General features: G+C 44.1%; 8 protein-coding genes and 4 pseudogenes. 6 read left to right on the forward strand and 6 right to left on the reverse strand.

Features of this window, described 5'->3' with window-relative positions; translation table 11 throughout:
* Window positions 1–19 precede the first annotated feature (19 nt).
* On the forward strand, window positions 20–1,318 hold the full coding sequence (locus N8A86_RS11095; protein WP_273565442.1) for an amino acid permease: 1,299 nt from the start codon (window positions 20–22) through the stop codon (window positions 1,316–1,318).
* Here the strand turns inward: N8A86_RS11095 and N8A86_RS11100 are convergent, their stop codons facing one another.
* Both N8A86_RS11100 and N8A86_RS11105 read right to left on the reverse strand, forming a co-directional pair.
* Window positions 1,319–2,032, reverse strand: a complete 714-nt coding sequence (locus N8A86_RS11100; RefSeq protein WP_273565443.1) for a tRNA1(Val) (adenine(37)-N6)-methyltransferase — start codon at window positions 2,030–2,032, stop codon at window positions 1,319–1,321.
* Entirely contained in the window at window positions 2,029–3,477 is a 1,449-nt protein-coding gene (locus tag N8A86_RS11105) for a sulfatase family protein (protein ID WP_273565444.1), read from the reverse strand. Before N8A86_RS11105 ends, N8A86_RS11100 begins: the two co-directional genes overlap by 4 nt.
* 210 nt (window positions 3,478–3,687) lie before the next feature.
* Here N8A86_RS11105 and N8A86_RS22025 point away from each other — a divergent pair.
* The 3 genes and pseudogenes from N8A86_RS22025 to N8A86_RS11120 form a co-directional block, all read left to right on the forward strand.
* Window positions 3,688–5,699, forward strand: a pseudogene (locus N8A86_RS22025) (DUF7133 domain-containing protein); the annotation flags it as partial.
* Window positions 5,697–6,347: a discoidin domain-containing protein gene (locus N8A86_RS22030; RefSeq protein ID WP_430682201.1), complete on the forward strand. Its 651-nt coding sequence runs from the start codon at window positions 5,697–5,699 to the stop codon at window positions 6,345–6,347. The pseudogene N8A86_RS22025 and the gene N8A86_RS22030, both read left to right, overlap by 3 nt.
* Window positions 6,348–6,374: 27 nt before the next feature.
* Entirely contained in the window at window positions 6,375–7,418 is a 1,044-nt protein-coding gene (locus N8A86_RS11120) for a sugar phosphate isomerase/epimerase family protein (protein WP_273565447.1), read from the forward strand.
* 19 nt (window positions 7,419–7,437) lie between these two features.
* Here N8A86_RS11120 and rimM read toward each other — a convergent pair whose 3' ends face one another.
* Both rimM and N8A86_RS11130 read right to left on the reverse strand, forming a co-directional pair.
* Window positions 7,438–7,968: a ribosome maturation factor RimM gene (rimM, locus tag N8A86_RS11125; protein ID WP_273565448.1), complete on the reverse strand. Its 531-nt coding sequence runs from the start codon at window positions 7,966–7,968 to the stop codon at window positions 7,438–7,440.
* Between the two features lie 180 nt (window positions 7,969–8,148).
* Window positions 8,149–8,742 (reverse strand): annotated as a pseudogene (locus N8A86_RS11130) (30S ribosomal protein S16); the annotation flags it as partial.
* A gap of 320 nt (window positions 8,743–9,062) precedes the next feature.
* On the opposite strand from N8A86_RS11130, the gene N8A86_RS11135 reads away from it, so the two are divergent.
* Window positions 9,063–9,527 carry a ferritin-like domain-containing protein gene (locus N8A86_RS11135; RefSeq protein ID WP_273565449.1) on the forward strand — a complete coding sequence of 155 codons (465 nt, stop codon included), beginning with the start codon at window positions 9,063–9,065 and terminating at the stop codon, window positions 9,525–9,527.
* Window positions 9,528–9,583: 56 nt separating this feature from the next.
* Here the strand turns inward: N8A86_RS11135 and N8A86_RS11140 are convergent, their stop codons facing one another.
* Window positions 9,584–9,967 (reverse strand): hypothetical protein, encoded by a 384-nt coding sequence (locus tag N8A86_RS11140; RefSeq protein WP_273569062.1) that lies wholly within the window; start codon window positions 9,965–9,967, stop codon window positions 9,584–9,586.
* Window positions 9,944–10,984, reverse strand: a pseudogene (locus tag N8A86_RS11145) (sulfatase family protein); the annotation flags it as partial. The pseudogene N8A86_RS11145 and the gene N8A86_RS11140, both read right to left, overlap by 24 nt.
* 159 nt (window positions 10,985–11,143) lie before the next feature.
* On the opposite strand from N8A86_RS11145, the pseudogene dnaE reads away from it, so the two are divergent.
* Window positions 11,144–15,528 (forward strand): annotated as a pseudogene (gene dnaE, locus N8A86_RS11150) (DNA polymerase III subunit alpha).
* Window positions 15,529–15,605: the final 77 nt, after the last annotated feature.

Genomic DNA, 15,605 nt, shown 5'->3' on the forward strand with positions numbered 1-15,605 from the left:
TTTCAAAGTCCAATAGAGAATGAATACCGATAACAAAAAAAAGATGGGACTTTGGATGAGCACTTCGCTCGTTATCGGAAACATGATAGGCGCTGGTATTTTTTTAATGCCTTCGGCACTTGCCGCTTATGGGGGCATAAGTATAATCGGATGGATTTTTTCAGCGGCCGGAGCCATACTTTTGGCAAAAATTTTCAGCAACCTTAGTGTTTTGGTGCCCAATAAAAGCGGTGGGCCTTACATATATTCAAAAATCGGTTTTGGCGATTTTGCGGCCTTTCTGGTGGCATGGGGCTACTGGATTTCGATATGGGTGGCAAACGCGGCAATAGCTATTGCTTTTGTCGGTGCCCTAAGTGTTTTTCTTCCAATTTTGGAGGAAAATAAAGTATGGGCCGTTGTGGTCGGGTTGGGTGCCATTTGGTTTTTGACATGGATCAATTCAAGGGGTGTGCGAGCGTCGGGCAAGATGCAACTTATAACAACAACTTTAAAATTGGTGCCTTTGGTCTTGATAATCATTGGCGGGTTCTTCTTTTTTAACTGGGATCATTTTTCACCGTTCAACCTAAGTGGGGCGAGTACATTTTCAGCAATTTCAATAACCGCTGCAATGACATTGTATGCGTATATGGGGGTTGAAAGTGCTACGATTCCGGCGGTAAGTATAGAAAATCCCGAAAAAAATATTCCGAAGGCGACCATGATCGGCACCATCATTACGGCGATGGTCTATATTCTGAGTACGGTGATGATTATGGGAATGATACCTCCCGATGCGCTTTCGAAATCTCCTGCTCCATTTGCCGATGCCATGGAAATAATAAGTGGGGAATGGGGAAAAGATATGGTGGCCTTCGGGGCGGCCATTGCAGCTTTTGGAGCCCTAAATGGATGGATTTTGGTACAAGGCCAAATCGCAATGTCTATAGCCAAGGACAACCTTTTTCCCACCTTATTTAAAAAAGAAAATAAAAATGGGGTGCCGATAATGGGTTTAGTGGTAGGCAGTATTTTGACCTCTATCGTTATGTTGATGAACTATACCGATGGCCTGGTCGACCAGTTCAAATTCCTTATTTTATTGACGGCACTTTGTGTTTTGATTCCGTATCTATTTTCCAGTGCGGCCTATGTGCTTATTAAAATGCAACGAAAAAACGGGGCTACAAAATGGATACCTATTATCGCTTTGGGCGGACTCGCTTTTGCCTATTCGCTCTGGGCAGTCTATGGGGCGGGTGAGAAGGCAGTGTTCTGGGGATTTTTACTGCTTTTGGCCGGAATACCCTTGTACGTTTGGATGAAAAGAAGATAGTTACATCTTCAGATAAAAATCTTGGGTCAGTTTGATATATTCATCGGTGTATTCATGCCTTCCCTTTTCGATAATCAGTTCATCGTATTTAGTTTTCATTTGACTAAAACTTAATTCAATAAGACTTCGCTTTATTTCTGAGGATGGATTTCCTCTTACATGTGTGATCCGAATAGGATAAAGACCTACATGCGATGCGAGGGCCAATAACTCCACCTTTTCCTTAAAAGGAATTATTGTAGAGAAAGTGCCCCTTTGGGAAAGCAAAATTGAAACCGAAGATAAAAGTTCATCAAAAGGAAGCGATTGGTTTTGTCTGGCAATATCCCTAGAACTATTTCCACTAGAAACATCTTCGGAATAAAAAGGCGGATTGGACACGATCAAATCGTATTTTTCATCTACCTCTTCCAAGAATTCATCCAACCCGGCATGATAACAAAAGAGCCTATCGGCCCAAGTTGAAGACTCAAAATTCTCCACGCATTGTTCGTAGGCATCTTCATCGATTTCAATGGCATCGATGATTTCGGCAATAGTTCTTTGGGCCAGCATTAGGGCAATAATTCCTGTTCCCGCCCCGATATCCAAAATGGAATCTGGTTCATTTTTCAGGGAAGACCATGCACCCAATAAAACCCCATCGGTACCTATTTTCATGGCGCAACGGTCTTGGTGGATGGTAAATTGTTTGAATTTGAAAGGCTTCTTCATTCTATCATTCCCGCTTCACGGGTTTCGGCACCCTCTAAACCCAATAAAGAGTCTCCCAGTCTATGGCGCATATCGTTCGCCAATACTTTTATTTTTGCCACTACGTCTGGATTTTCTTCTGCTACATTTTTGGTTTCGCTTTCATCATTTTCCAGGTTATAAAGTTCGATGTCCTCCAAATCGACCATTCGATACTCACCGGGTAGCCCATCTTTCCCGAGTTCTTGTCCGTTCATGGTTCGGTACGTATGCGGAAAGTACAATTTCCATTTGCCATAGCGAACCGCAAAAAGTTCATTGACACGATAATAGAAAAAATAGGCTCTTTGAGGACTTTCCACAGATTCGCCGGTTAGAACTTTCCAAGCACTTTTACCGTCGATTGTTTTGATGGGAAGTTGTGAATCGGTAATCTCGGCAATTGTTGGAAGCATATCGATAGCCATGATAGGCACATCTATCACTTTACCGGCTTCTAATTTTGCTGGATATTTAACGATAAAAGGCTCACGTTGGCCACCCTCCCAGGCGGTGCCTTTTCCTTCTCGAAAGGGTATAGCGCTACCGGCATGATTTCCGTAAGCGAGCCATGGGCCATTATCCGAGGTAAAAATGACCATGGTGTTTCCTTCTAGTCCATTCTTTTTTAATGACTCTAAAATCTGTCCTACCGACCAATCGATTTCCATTATGACATCCCCATACAAACCACGATTCGATTTTCCCTTGAACTTAGCTGAAACGAAAAGCGGTACATGCGGCTGCGGATGCGGTACGTATAAAAAGAAAGGCTTTTCTTTATTCCTATTAATAAAATCAACACTTCTTTCGGTAATCTGAGTTGTAAGATTCGTCTGATCGGTCAGCGTATCGATTACGGTTTCATTTTCAAACAAGGGAAGCGGACCGAAATCGAATATGGGTCCTTGTTGCGGATGCAACGGCCACATGTCATTGGAATAGGGAATTCCGAAATACTCATCGAAACCATGTTTGGTCGGTAAGAAATCAGGGTGGTCACCTAAGTGCCATTTTCCAAAGATGCCAGTTTTGTATCCGTTATTCTTTAGCATTTCGGCAAGTGTGGTTTCCGAAGGATGAAGCCCTTTTTTGCTATTCGGCATCATGGCGTTGTGAATACCGATACGATTGGGATAGCATCCTGTCAAAATTCCTGCCCTTGATGCCGAACAGACCGCCTGGGCTGCATAATAATTGGTCAATCGAATGCCGTCGGCCGCCATTTGGTCCAAATTCGGGGTCGCAATATCATCGGCACCGAAGACCCCCACATCGCGATACCCCTGATCATCCGTAAAAATGAGAACGATATTGGGCCGAGCGGCGTTTTCTTTTACCTCTTTTATTGGTTTATCCTTGCAGCCCACCAACAGGATTGAAATTATCAGAAGTGAACTAATAGTCTGAATTATTTTGCTGGCCATAGAAAGTGCTTGTAAATTGGGATGAATATACTTAATTTTCAACCATCCGGTTTCAAAAAATCATGCATGTTGTATCTTGAATATCTTACCAAAAAAATGAACGGGTTCGTTCGTTTTATGAAATTGGTTCTTATAAGTTTGATCGTTTTCCTAACTAGTTGCTCGTCAAAGGAAAAAGAACCACATCCGGTTGACAAGGTAATAGGCTCAATGTCGGATACCTTGCCCAGACTTTCACTTCCGGAGGGTGCTGATCCCGAACATGAAGATTGGAAGGGGGTCGATCTGGAACCAAAGGAACCTGTACTTCCCCTTTATCCTGAAGAAGAAGCGAAGAAATTCATTTTGCCCGAAGGGTATCACATAGAACCGATACTTACCGAGCCACAAATAGAACAACCGGGGGCGATCGCTTTCGATGGCAACGGACGCATGTTCGTTCTGGAGCTTCGTACCTATATGTTGAACGTCGATTCAGAGGGCACCCTAGAGCCAGAGAGCAGAATTTCGCGCTGGTCCGATAACGATAATGACGGAATCTATGAAACAGGAACCGTATTTGTAGATAGCTTGATCTTTCCCAGATTTGTATTGCCCTATGGAAAAGATGCGGTATTGACCATGAACTCCGATGAGGACAATGTGTATAAGTTCACCGATACCGATGGAGACGGGAAGGCCGATAAAAAAGAATTTTTCACCAATAAATATGGCCGCTCGGGCAATGTAGAACATCAACAAGCCTTTATGTATTATAATATGGATAATTGGCTTTACAGTACCTACAACGCCTTTCGAATAAGGGAAACCCCGAGGGGAATCATTCGGGAAGATACCGGGTACAACCGTGCACAGTGGGGCGTAACCCACGATGATGATGGTAAGCTTTGGTTTTTAGGCGGGGCAAGTGGCCTACCCTCTCAGTTTCAATTTCCGGTGCATTATGGCAATTTTAAATATGAGAACAACTATGCCGAAGGTTTCGAAGAGCCTTGGGGTGCTGCGATACTGGTCGGGGATCTTCAAGAAGGTATGGATCGGGTACGTGAGAACCATGGAGGGCCAAGGCGCGTGACCGGTGCCGCAGGTAACGATATCTACCGGGGGATCGTTTGCCAAAAGAGCTATACGGCCAATTGTTCTACGGAGAACCTGTTGCGCGGATCGTGCGTCAGGTCGATCCTATCGTTACCGAGGGTTTGACCACGTTACACAACCCATATCAAGATCAAAATTCGGAATTTTTGAAATCGACAGATCCTCTATTTCGGCCAGTGGATATGGCAACCGCGCCCGATGGCACGTTATATATTGCAGATATGTACCATGGTATCATACAGGAGGGCAATTGGGCACAAGAAGGGACATATTTGCGAGCTAAAATTAAACAGTATCAATTGGACAAGGTCGTCCAGTTGGGTCGAATTTGGCGAATTACGCATGATAGTAAGGAGCGGGACAAGACCAAGCCAAACATGTTCGATGAATCACCTTCAGAGCTTATCAAGCATTTGGAACACCCCAACGGATGGTGGCGCGACCAAGCGCAGCAGTTGATTGTATTGGCGCAAGATAAAAGCGTCGTCCCCCAATTGGAAACCATGGTCAAGGGTAATAAAAATCTTTTGACCCGTTTTCATGCCCTTTGGTGTTTAGAGGGGTTGGGAAAACTTACACCCGAATTGACGCAACAGTTGTTCAATGACCCGAGCCCGAGAATGCGTATTCAAGCGCTACGGGCCAGTGAGAGTTTATATAAGGCTGGGAATAAATCGTTATCCGATGAATATTTTCGATTATTGAAGGATGAAGATACTAATGTCGCGATACAGGCTATACTCACCGCCAATGTCTTAAAGGTTCCAGGGCTAGAACTCCATTTGAAAAATCTACTCAAAACAAACAAGACAAAGGGAGTACAGACCATAGGTAGCCAAGTATTGAATCCGCCTGAAGTAAGAAATTGGTGGGAAATACCCGGTTCTAAGATTTCAGAGGCCCAAAAATCGACCTTGGAGCAAGGCAAGGTAATTTTCAACGAACTTTGTGTACAATGCCATGGCAATGATGGTAACGGAACTCCCGTAGGGGAAGGGTCGGTCATGGCCCCGCCACTGACCGGTTCAGCTAGGGTGCAGTCGAATCCAGAATATATTATCAAAACGGTCATGCATGGTATGGAAGGTCCCTTGGACGGCAAAACGTATCCTGCGGGAATCATGGTGGGTAATAAAGAACAAACAGATGAATGGATTGCCGCGATTACCTCCTACATTCGAACGAATCTCTCGAATGATGCGACCATGATAACCGCTGAAGATGTTGCTCAACTACGGTCAAAGACCAAAGATCAAGAAGGACCCTATAAATATGAGGAACTTATGAAATCCGTTCCCCAAATTCTTTTGCCTGCGGACGATTGGAAGATTACGGCAAGCCATTCCGTTCCAACCCGGATCGGTGGTAGGGCTTCGCCTGCCAGTGCGTTTAATTTTGAAGGTTGGAGCACGGGAGGGAACCAGAAAAAAGGCATGTGGTTTCAAATCGAATTTCCAGAACAAATGAATATTTCCGAGCTCCATTTTAATGCCACTCCGATATCGAGGGGATGGCGCCCCGATGCGCCACCACCCCTGCAAACATTTCCCCGTGGTTATGTATTGGAAGCCTCTATGGATGGCAATACATGGAAGGAAATTGATAAAAATAAAGGGAATCATGCCGATATTTCCATAGTATTCGATTCCGTTAACGCAAAATTTTTGCGGATTACCTTACTGGAAGATTTTGGTCCGCAGGAAGATTTTGAAATCCCATGGTCAATACGGCAAATGAAGATTTATGGTGCGAATAATGAAAAAAATCTCTAGAAAAACACGAATCAAAACAATCATATTATGAAATCGGATAAAAAATCAAACAGTAGAAGGAAGTTCATGCGTAATACAGCTACAATGGCTGTAGGTTCAGCCCTTGTTGGCCCATCACTTTTCGGTGCACCCTCGATGTTGAAAAACTATAACAAACCCAATTCGTTAATCAATGGTGTTCAAATAGGGGTCATTACCTATTCCTTTCGCAGTATGCCTGATCAAAGTGCAGAGGCTACTTTAAAATATGTGCTTGATTGTGGTATAAATGCCATTGAACTGATGGGCGACCCGGTCGAAACTTTTGCAGGTCGACCCGAGAGTCCTTTTGAAAGAGGTGCGCTATGGGGCCTAATGAGAGCTAAAAGGGAGGGGACTATTTCAGAGGCCGAGGAAAAAAAGTTGGCCGAGATGCGAAAAACTATGGAAGCATACAACAAAGAGGTTGCCGAATGGCGCTCAAGGGTTTCCATGGATAAATTCGTTGAACTTAAAAAAATGTACAATGATGCCGGGGTACGAATTTATGCCTTCAAGCCAAATGCTTTTGGAAAAAATAATACCAATGCTGAAATCAATTGGGGCATGAAAGCGGCAAAAGCTTTAGGAGCATCGCATATTACCTTAGAACACCCTAGTGATGATGCCCATACCCTAAAACTGGGCGCCATGGGGGCAAAGCATGGTATATATGTGGGATATCATGGTCACGAGCAACAAACACCGACCTTTTGGGATACGGCTTTGGAACAATCCGAACATAATGCATTGAATTTAGATTTGGGCCATTACGTTGCGGCGGGTAACGCCGAGCCCTTGGAAATAATAAAAACCAAGCATGCAAATATCATGAGCATGCATACAAAAGATCGGACAACTCCTGAGAATGGCAAAGGAAACGTGGTTTGGGGAACTGGAGATACCCCAATTGCCGAGGCTTTACAATTGATTCGTGACAACGGCTACAAATTTCCGGCCACCATTGAATTGGAATATGAGATACCCGAAGGTTCCGATGCCGTACAGGAGGTAAAAAAGTGTTTGGAATTCTGTAGAACTGCCTTAGGCTAGTCCCAAAATGAATCTCGGCTTATTCAAGATAAAGCTCTACTAACCCGTCCGGAGTTACGACTTCGATGACTTTGTTCGTTCTATCGACTTTGGTGATAATTTCATCGTTGATGGGAATCAATAGTTGTTTGTCTGCTTTTTGGACCTCGAAGAGTGCTTGGGCGGTCGTGGCATTGACACTTACTACTTTGCCGATATCTCCATGAACAGAATCTAGAAGCGTAAAACCGATAACCTCATGAAAGTAGAACTTGTTACCTTCCAATTTTGGTAAGAATGTCAAAGGAAGATATAATTCAGAACCCATAATACGGTCGGCATCGGCTTCTTCGTTAACTTCCTCAAAATCGATTCGTAGGAGATTTGATTTATGTAGCCGACATCGTGCAATAAAAAATGGAACCAGATTGTCACCTGAAAGGCGGACAAAGACTGATTCCAAATCATCGTATAATTCTGGTTCGTCGGTATCGATTTTTACGAGTACCTCGCCCTTATAACTATATTTTGAAACGATTTTGCCGAGATAGAAACACTCTTCTTTGCGCATCGTTTATAATGCTTATTCTTCCTCAGCGGATGGAGCAGGCTTTACTTCCTCATCGCTTTCGGCGATAACCTCTTCAACGCTAGGTGCTTTCTCCATATCGTCATTGGCCTCAACTACCTTTTCCTCAACCACTGGGGCAACAGGAGTATGGTCGGCATTATCGGCATCGGGCTGGGGGACTTCCGGGGTTTCTACCACTTCTTCAACAGCAGGAGCTTCAGCTGTTTCCGAAGCTGTCTCGACTGCGGCTTCCGCCTCAGGCGATTCCGCTACTGCCTCGACCTCTGCTTCGGCACTTTCTCCTTCGGGGGTTTCGGGCAACTCGGCTTCAACGGCTGCCAATGCACGTTTTTCACTCACTTCTTTCTCGGCCGCCAATGCTTTTTTCCTGGCTTCGGCTTTCACTTTGTCCAATCCTTCGATTTTGGCACCGACCGATTTTTCTTTTTCCTCCAACCAAGCGTTGAATTTTTCTTCCAATTGTTCTTCGGTCAACGCGCCTTTACGAACACCGCCCCAAAGATGATGTTTTAGCATAGCGCCTTTATAAGAAAGTATGGCCCTGGCAGTGTCGGTAGGCTGTGCTCCGTTCTGTAACCATTGTACCGAATTATCAATGTTGAGTTCGATGGTAGCAGGGTTGGTATTTGGGTTGTAGATTCCCAATTTCTCCAAAAATTTACCATCTCTTTTCGCACGACTATCGGCTGCTACAATCCAATAGAAAGGTTTTCCTTTTTTACCGTGTCTCTGTAATCTGATTTTTACTGGCATTTCACATTAATTTGTAGGGTTCCCGACCCTGATTATTAATTCAATCTAAATTTATTTTTCATTCCCGCGAAGGCGGGAATCTTTTAACCGCTTTTATTTAAGCGGATGCAAATATAGGATTTCTATTTTAGGTAATCATCAAATTATTTCGAGAAAAATACACGGTTTTGTTAAAAGCCCTTAACACAACGGTACCTATTCCGTTAAATCTATGCTAAACCCCCGTAAATACTTGACTTTGGGGATGTTTTCCTTTATATTATATATGGAGTTATTGAGAGGCAATAACCATTAGGAACTTTTAAATGATAAGAGATAAAATGAAATATACAGAAAAAATTTCAAACAAGCTAAACGATTTATTGGAGAAAACATACGATGCCGAGAAAGGCTACAAATTGGCCCAAGAAAAGATCGACAATCCATCGGTCAAAAGATTTTTGGGCGACAAGGTGCAACAGCGCTATAATTTTGGGCACGAACTGAAATCCGAGATTATGAAATTCGGTCAGTTACCTGAAAAGGGTGGAAGCTTTAAAGGTGATTTACACAGAACATGGATGAAGTTAACTTCGACTTTGTCAAGTGACGACACAGAACGTATCTTGGAAGAAGTTGAACGAGGGGAAAAAGCAAGTCTTAAGGAATATGACGAAATTTTGACAGATTCCGATATGGCACTGCCGCCATCGACTAAGACTTTGCTCATCAAACAAAGAAATGCTATCGAATCGGCATTGAATACATCAAATGCGTATGAGGAAATGGTATCCTTATCGTTTTAAGTTCCAAATCAATAGAAAATCCGGGCGTGGGGACGCCCGGATTTTTTTATGCAAATCTATTCCCTATCTACGAGCATATCCTTGCCTTTTACAAGTTTAGATTCATGTTCCTCGACCAACAACTTTATCTTATCGATTATTTCGGTATGGTCATTAGCGACGTCGAATTTTTCCCCAGGGTCGTGGCTCAAATTGTAAAGCAACGGAGGGTCATGCTCTTGTCTTTCTCCGAATTCACCATAGGCTCCTTGGGTTATAAAATGGGCCTTGTAGTCGCCAAGCCGCACCGCATACAGTTCGGTGCCTCGGTAATAGAACATATCTTCACGCGGACTCACTTTTCCTTCAAACAAGGTGGCGCTCAAATCGACACCATCGATGATGCGGTCGTCGGGCAATTTTGCTCCGGCAATTTTGCTGAACGTAGTAAAAAGGTCCATGGTGGAGCCGATGTCATCTATGACTCCTTGACTAATATGAACTGGCCCCCAAAAGATGGTCGGTTCGCGCATGCCTCCCTCCCAGGTTGTTCCTTTTCCGGCCCTCAAAAGTCCGGCACTGCCACCGTTGAGTTTAAAGGGTAGCCAAGGGCCGTTATCCGAGGTAAAAACAACAATGGTGTTCTCGGCCAGACCTTCTTCTTTTAATGTCGCCAAAATTTTTCCGACTCCGTTATCTATTTCCTCAAGCACGTCTCCATATAATCCTCTTTTGCTCTTGCCCTTAAATTTGTCGGACACGAAAAGTGGAATGTGGGGCAGATTGTGCGCCAAATACACAAAAAAGGGCTTGTTTTTATTCTGTTTTATATAGGAAATGGCCTCATCTGAATATCGGGTGGAAATTGTATGTTGATTTGCAGGCCTTTCGATAATTTCAGTGTTGCGCAGCAATGGCACATTAAAGTGTTCGGTTTTTATGCTGTCGTTTGGTCGTTTCCAGTAGTCGTCATACTTCACGCCCTGAAGTCTATCCATATCATTGGAATAGGGGATTCCGAAATAATAATCGAATCCGTTGTTGGTGGGAAGGAATTGTTCTTGGTGCCCCAAATGCCATTTGCCGATTGCTGCAGTTTTATAGCCGACCGTTTTTAACTGCTCGGCCAACGTAATTTCAGAGGCGGGTAGTCCATTTTTGGAGTCGGGAAACAGCACGCGATGTTTATTGCTGGCCATACCGCTTCAAACCGGCAATCTGCCTGTCAGCAAAGCTGCTCTGCTGGGAGTACAAACGCTTGCGCCAGCATAGAAGTTCGTCCATTTTTGGCCTTCTGCCGCCATACGGTCGAGATGGGGCGTTTTAATGGTAGGGTGGCCGAACACTCCTAAATCGCCATAGCCGAGATCATCGGCGAAGATGATGATAAAGTTTGGGGGTCTTTCTTCATTTTTCTGGCTCCATCCAAAAAGAGAGATGAGTAAAGCTATGGCCAATGCCGATAAACTATTTTTCATTTTAAAGTATTTTCTGAGTCTTCAATATAGTCATTACAGTATAGATGGAAAAGAAGAAAACAATTTCATGACGTTGATAACTCATAACAACTCACTTTTAGTAAAGCAATACTTTTTAGTATTTTTAGCGGTACTTTTTTGTTCAAATAAATACCCTGCATGTACCTGATTTTTGACACCGAAACCACCGGCCTCCCTAAAAAATGGAATGCCCCTATTACCGACACCGACAATTGGCCACGCTGTATTCAAATTGCATGGCAGTTGCACGATGCGATGGGCAACTTAGTGGATCAGCAAGACTATTTGGTAAGGCCCGAAGGTTTCAATATTCCTTATGATGCGGAAAAGATTCATGGTATTTCTACCGCTTTGGCCGAAAAAAATGGGGTTCCCTTATCCGAAGTTTTGGAGAAGTTCAACGAAGCCATGGCGAAGACAAAATTTATCGTCGGGCAGAACGTGGGCTTTGACTTGAACATTATGGGGGCGGAATTCCACCGAATGGGCGTTGAAAATCCGTTGCAGGAACTTCCCGTTTTGGACACCTGCACCGAAGAAACGGCATTGCTTTGTCAAATTCCCGGTGGTCGGGGTGGCAAGTTCAAGCTTCCCACCTTAACGGAATTGCATGAATACCTCTTCAACGAACCTTTTTCCGAAGCGCACAATGCCACCGCCGATGTCGAGGCGACGACCCGATGTTTTTTGGAGCTTATCCGAAGAAAGCATTATCCCACTGAAAAACTCGATGTACAGCCCGATTATTTTGAGAATTTCTCGGAGGCGAACCCACAGGAGATCCGGCTCATCGGCTTAAAACATATCAACCTAAAAAAAACTTCCAAAAAAATAGCGGATGCCCTTTGGGAAAAAGATACGGGCGGAGTTTCCCAAGAAGAAATCAAAGAAAATATTAAAACCCTTGAAGATGCACAATTTGTTCATCTTCACAATCACTCGCAATTTTCAGTCTTACAGTCAACAATCAATATCAAGGATTTAATCCGTTCCACGGCTGAAAATAAAATGCCTGCGGTAGCCCTGACCGATCATGCGAATATGATGGGGGCCTTTCATTTTGTCAAAGAAGTAAAGGCCCATAACAAAAGTATTGAAGAGAAAAATGCAATTGCGGTAGCGCATGGCGAGGAACCTACGGGACAAGAAATCAAGCCAATTATCGGTTGCGAATTCTTTGTCTGCGAAAACCATGCGAACAAGAATGTCAAGGACTATGGTTATCAGATCGTGCTGTTGGCCAAGAACAAAAAAGGCTATCAAAACTTGTGCAAAATGTCTTCCATTGCCTATACCGATGGATTTTACTACGTGCCGAGAATTGACAAGGAGGTCATTAAGAAGTACAAGGAGGATATTATCGTCTTGACCGGAAACCTCTACGGTGAAGTGCCCGGAAAAATATTGAACGTTGGCGAAAACCAAGCCGAGGAGGCCTTGCTTTGGTGGAAACAAGAATTTGGTGATGACCTCTATATCGAGATGATGCGCCACGGACAAGAAGATGAAGACCGGGTAAACCAAGTGCTTTTGGAATTTGCCAAAAAACACGACGTAAAATTGGTCGCTTCGAACAATACCTATTATTGCGCCAAGGCTGATGCCGATGCCCATGATATTCTTTTATGTGTGAAGGATGGAGAAAAACAGGCCACTCCAATAGGCCGAGGCCGAGGCTATCGTTACGGACTGCCCAATCAGGAGTACTATTTTAAGTCCGCCGACGAGATGAAAGAACTGTTCAAGGATGTGCCCGAGGCCATTTTGAACGTTCAAGAAATCGTGGACAAGATTGAAGCCTTTGATCTGGCGCGCGATGTGCTCTTGCCCAAGTTCGATATTCCTGAAGAATTCAAAGTTGCCGAAGATGAGGTAGATGCTGGAAAACGTGGCGAGAATGCCTATTTGCATCATATTACCTATGAGGGTGCCAAGCAGCGGTATGCCGAAATCACTCCAGAAATCGAGGAACGCATCGATTTTGAACTGCAGACCATCGAGAATTCTGGATATCCAGGATACTTTTTGATCGTCGAGGATTTTATCCGTGAAGCGAGAAATATGGATGTTTCCGTCGGCCCGGGTCGAGGTTCGGCCGCGGGATCCGTGGTGGCCTACTGTTTAAAGATTACCAATATCGACCCGCTAAAATACGATCTGCTTTTTGAGCGTTTTTTGAATCCGGACCGTATATCGATGCCCGATATTGATATCGATTTTGATGATGAGGGCCGAGGTCGTGTGATGGATTATGTCATTAAAAAATATGGGGCCAATCAGGTGGCGCAGATTATAACCTATGGTACCATGGCCGCAAAATCCTCGATTCGCGATACGGCTCGGGTTTTGGACCTTCCTTTAGGTGATGCCGACCGTATCGCCAAATTGGTTCCCACCATGTCGAAACTTGCCAAGATTTTCGGAGTGGAGGAATCCGAACTTAAAAAGAGGTTCCGTTCTGAGGAATTGGAAAAGGTCAACCAACTTTTGAACATTGCAGAGGGCGATGACCTAGAGGCGCAGACCTTGAAAATGGCCCGGGTACTTGAGGGGTCGCTCAGAAATACTGGTATTCATGCCTGTGGAGTTATCATTACTCCCAGTGATATAACCAATTTCGTTCCCGTGGCCACGGCCAAGGATTCCGATTTGTATGTTACCCAGTTCGACAACTCCGTCGTAGAAAGTGCGGGACTTTTAAAAATGGATTTCTTGGGATTAAAGACCCTGACACTTATTAAGGACACGGTCAAAATCGTAAGGGCCAAACATGGTATCGAATTGGTTCCGGATGATTTTCCACTGGATGATGAGAAGACATACGAGCTTTTTCAAAGAGGGGATACGGTAGGGATTTTCCAGTACGAATCCCCTGGAATGCAGAAGCACATGAAAAATCTTAGACCGACGGTCTTCGATGATTTGATTGCTATGAACGCTTTGTACCGACCGGGGCCGATGGAATATATTCCCGATTTCATTACGCGTAAAAACGGAATGGCGGAGATTACCTATGACCTTCCGGATATGGAAGAGTTTCTTAAGGAAACCTATGGTATTACGGTCTATCAAGAGCAGGTCATGCTACTTTCCCAAAAACTGGCAGGTTTTTCGAAAGGCGAGGCCGATGTTTTAAGGAAGGCAATGGGGAAAAAGATTTTCTCCGTCCTGCAAAAGATGAAACCTAAGTTTCTGGAAGGGGGTGCGGCCAATGGACATCCTGAGGGCGTCCTTGAAAAAATATGGAAAGACTGGGAAGCCTTTGCATCCTATGCCTTCAATAAAAGCCACTCCACTTGTTATGCCTACATCGCGTACCAGACGGCCTACTTAAAAGCGCATTACCCGGCCGAATATATGGCGGCGGTGTTGAGCAACAACATGAACGACATCAAACAAGTTACGTTCTTTATGGAAGAATGTAAGCGTATGGGCCTCGACGTGCTCGGCCCCGATGTCAACGAATCGTATTATAAATTTGCCGTTAACAAAGATGGCGCCGTACGTTTCGGTATGGGTGCCGTTAAAGGTGTTGGTCGTTCGGCGGTGGAAACTATCGTCGAGAACCGAAAGAAAGATGGCCCGTACAAATCGGTCTTCGATATGGCCAAACGTATTGATTTGCGTGCGTCTAATAAAAAGGCCTTTGAAAATTTGGCCGTTGCTGGCGGATTCGATTCCTTCGGAACCACGCATCGCGCCCAATATTTTCATGATGACGGTGACGGAATTACCTTTTTGGAGAAGGTCATTAAGTATGGTGCAAAATTTCAGGAAAACGAAAACTCGTCACAGGTAAGTCTGTTTGGTGATGCGAGTGAAGTACAAATTCCCGAGCCGACCGTTCCCCCTTGTGAAGAATGGGGCACAATGGAAAAGCTCCGACGAGAAAAAGAAGTGGTGGGCATTTATATTTCAGGACATCCGTTGGATGATTTTAAGACCGAGATCAATGCCTTTTGCAATGCCAGTGTTTCCTGTGCCAGTGAATTGGAGAATTATGTAAACCGGGAGTTGTCTTTCGCCGGAGTGATTACCGATGTGCAACATCGTATCTCGAAAAACGGAAAAGGTTGGGCGCTGTTTACTGTTGAGGACTACACCGATACTTTCGAGTTCCGAATTTTTGGGGAAGAGTACCTTAAATACCGACATTTTTTGATGATCAATTCCTTCGTGTACGTCAAAGTATTCGTCCGTGAGGGATGGATGAATCGAGATACTGGCAAAAAGGAGACCCTCGATTGCAATTCAATAGCTTCATGTTATTGCAAGAGGTCATGGAAACTTATGCAAAAAAATTGACGATCAAATTGAACATCGATGAACTAAAGGAGAAAGGTATTTCGGAGTTAAAGGACACACTTATTTCCCATAAAGGAGACCATGCCTTGAACTTCGTCGTTTACGAGATGGAAGAACAGATCAAGGTCAATTTATTGAGCAGAAAGCAAAAAGTGCAGATTTCAAGTGAACTCTTGACCGAATTAACAGAAAAAGAAGTGCATTATAAGTTGAATTAATCCGTCTTCGTGAGTGGAGTTCGCCAAAGACAATACAGGACAATCTGTTTATTTTAAACGCGGGTGCTGATCTTTCC

This window comes from Maribacter halichondriae (assembly GCF_027474825.1).
Classification (GTDB): domain Bacteria; phylum Bacteroidota; class Bacteroidia; order Flavobacteriales; family Flavobacteriaceae; genus Meishania; species Meishania halichondriae.

Bases quoted from the DNA above. Each gene is read 5' to 3' on its own strand.
- rimM (WP_273565448.1), bottom strand. From the start codon at position 7,968: ATGCGCAAAGAAGAGTGTTTCTATCTCGGCAAAATCGTTTCAAAATAT.
- N8A86_RS22030 (WP_430682201.1), top strand. From the start codon at position 5,697: ATGGTGGGTAATAAAGAACAAACAGATGAATGGATTGCCGCGATTACC.
- N8A86_RS11100 (WP_273565443.1), bottom strand. From the start codon at position 2,032: ATGAAGAAGCCTTTCAAATTCAAACAATTTACCATCCACCAAGACCGT.
- N8A86_RS11120 (WP_273565447.1), top strand. From the start codon at position 6,375: ATGAAATCGGATAAAAAATCAAACAGTAGAAGGAAGTTCATGCGTAAT.
- N8A86_RS11095 (WP_273565442.1), top strand. From the start codon at position 20: ATGAATACCGATAACAAAAAAAAGATGGGACTTTGGATGAGCACTTCG.
- N8A86_RS11135 (WP_273565449.1), top strand. From the start codon at position 9,063: ATGAAATATACAGAAAAAATTTCAAACAAGCTAAACGATTTATTGGAG.
- N8A86_RS11105 (WP_273565444.1), bottom strand. From the start codon at position 3,477: ATGGCCAGCAAAATAATTCAGACTATTAGTTCACTTCTGATAATTTCA.
- N8A86_RS11140 (WP_273569062.1), bottom strand. From the start codon at position 9,967: ATGGACCTTTTTACTACGTTCAGCAAAATTGCCGGAGCAAAATTGCCC.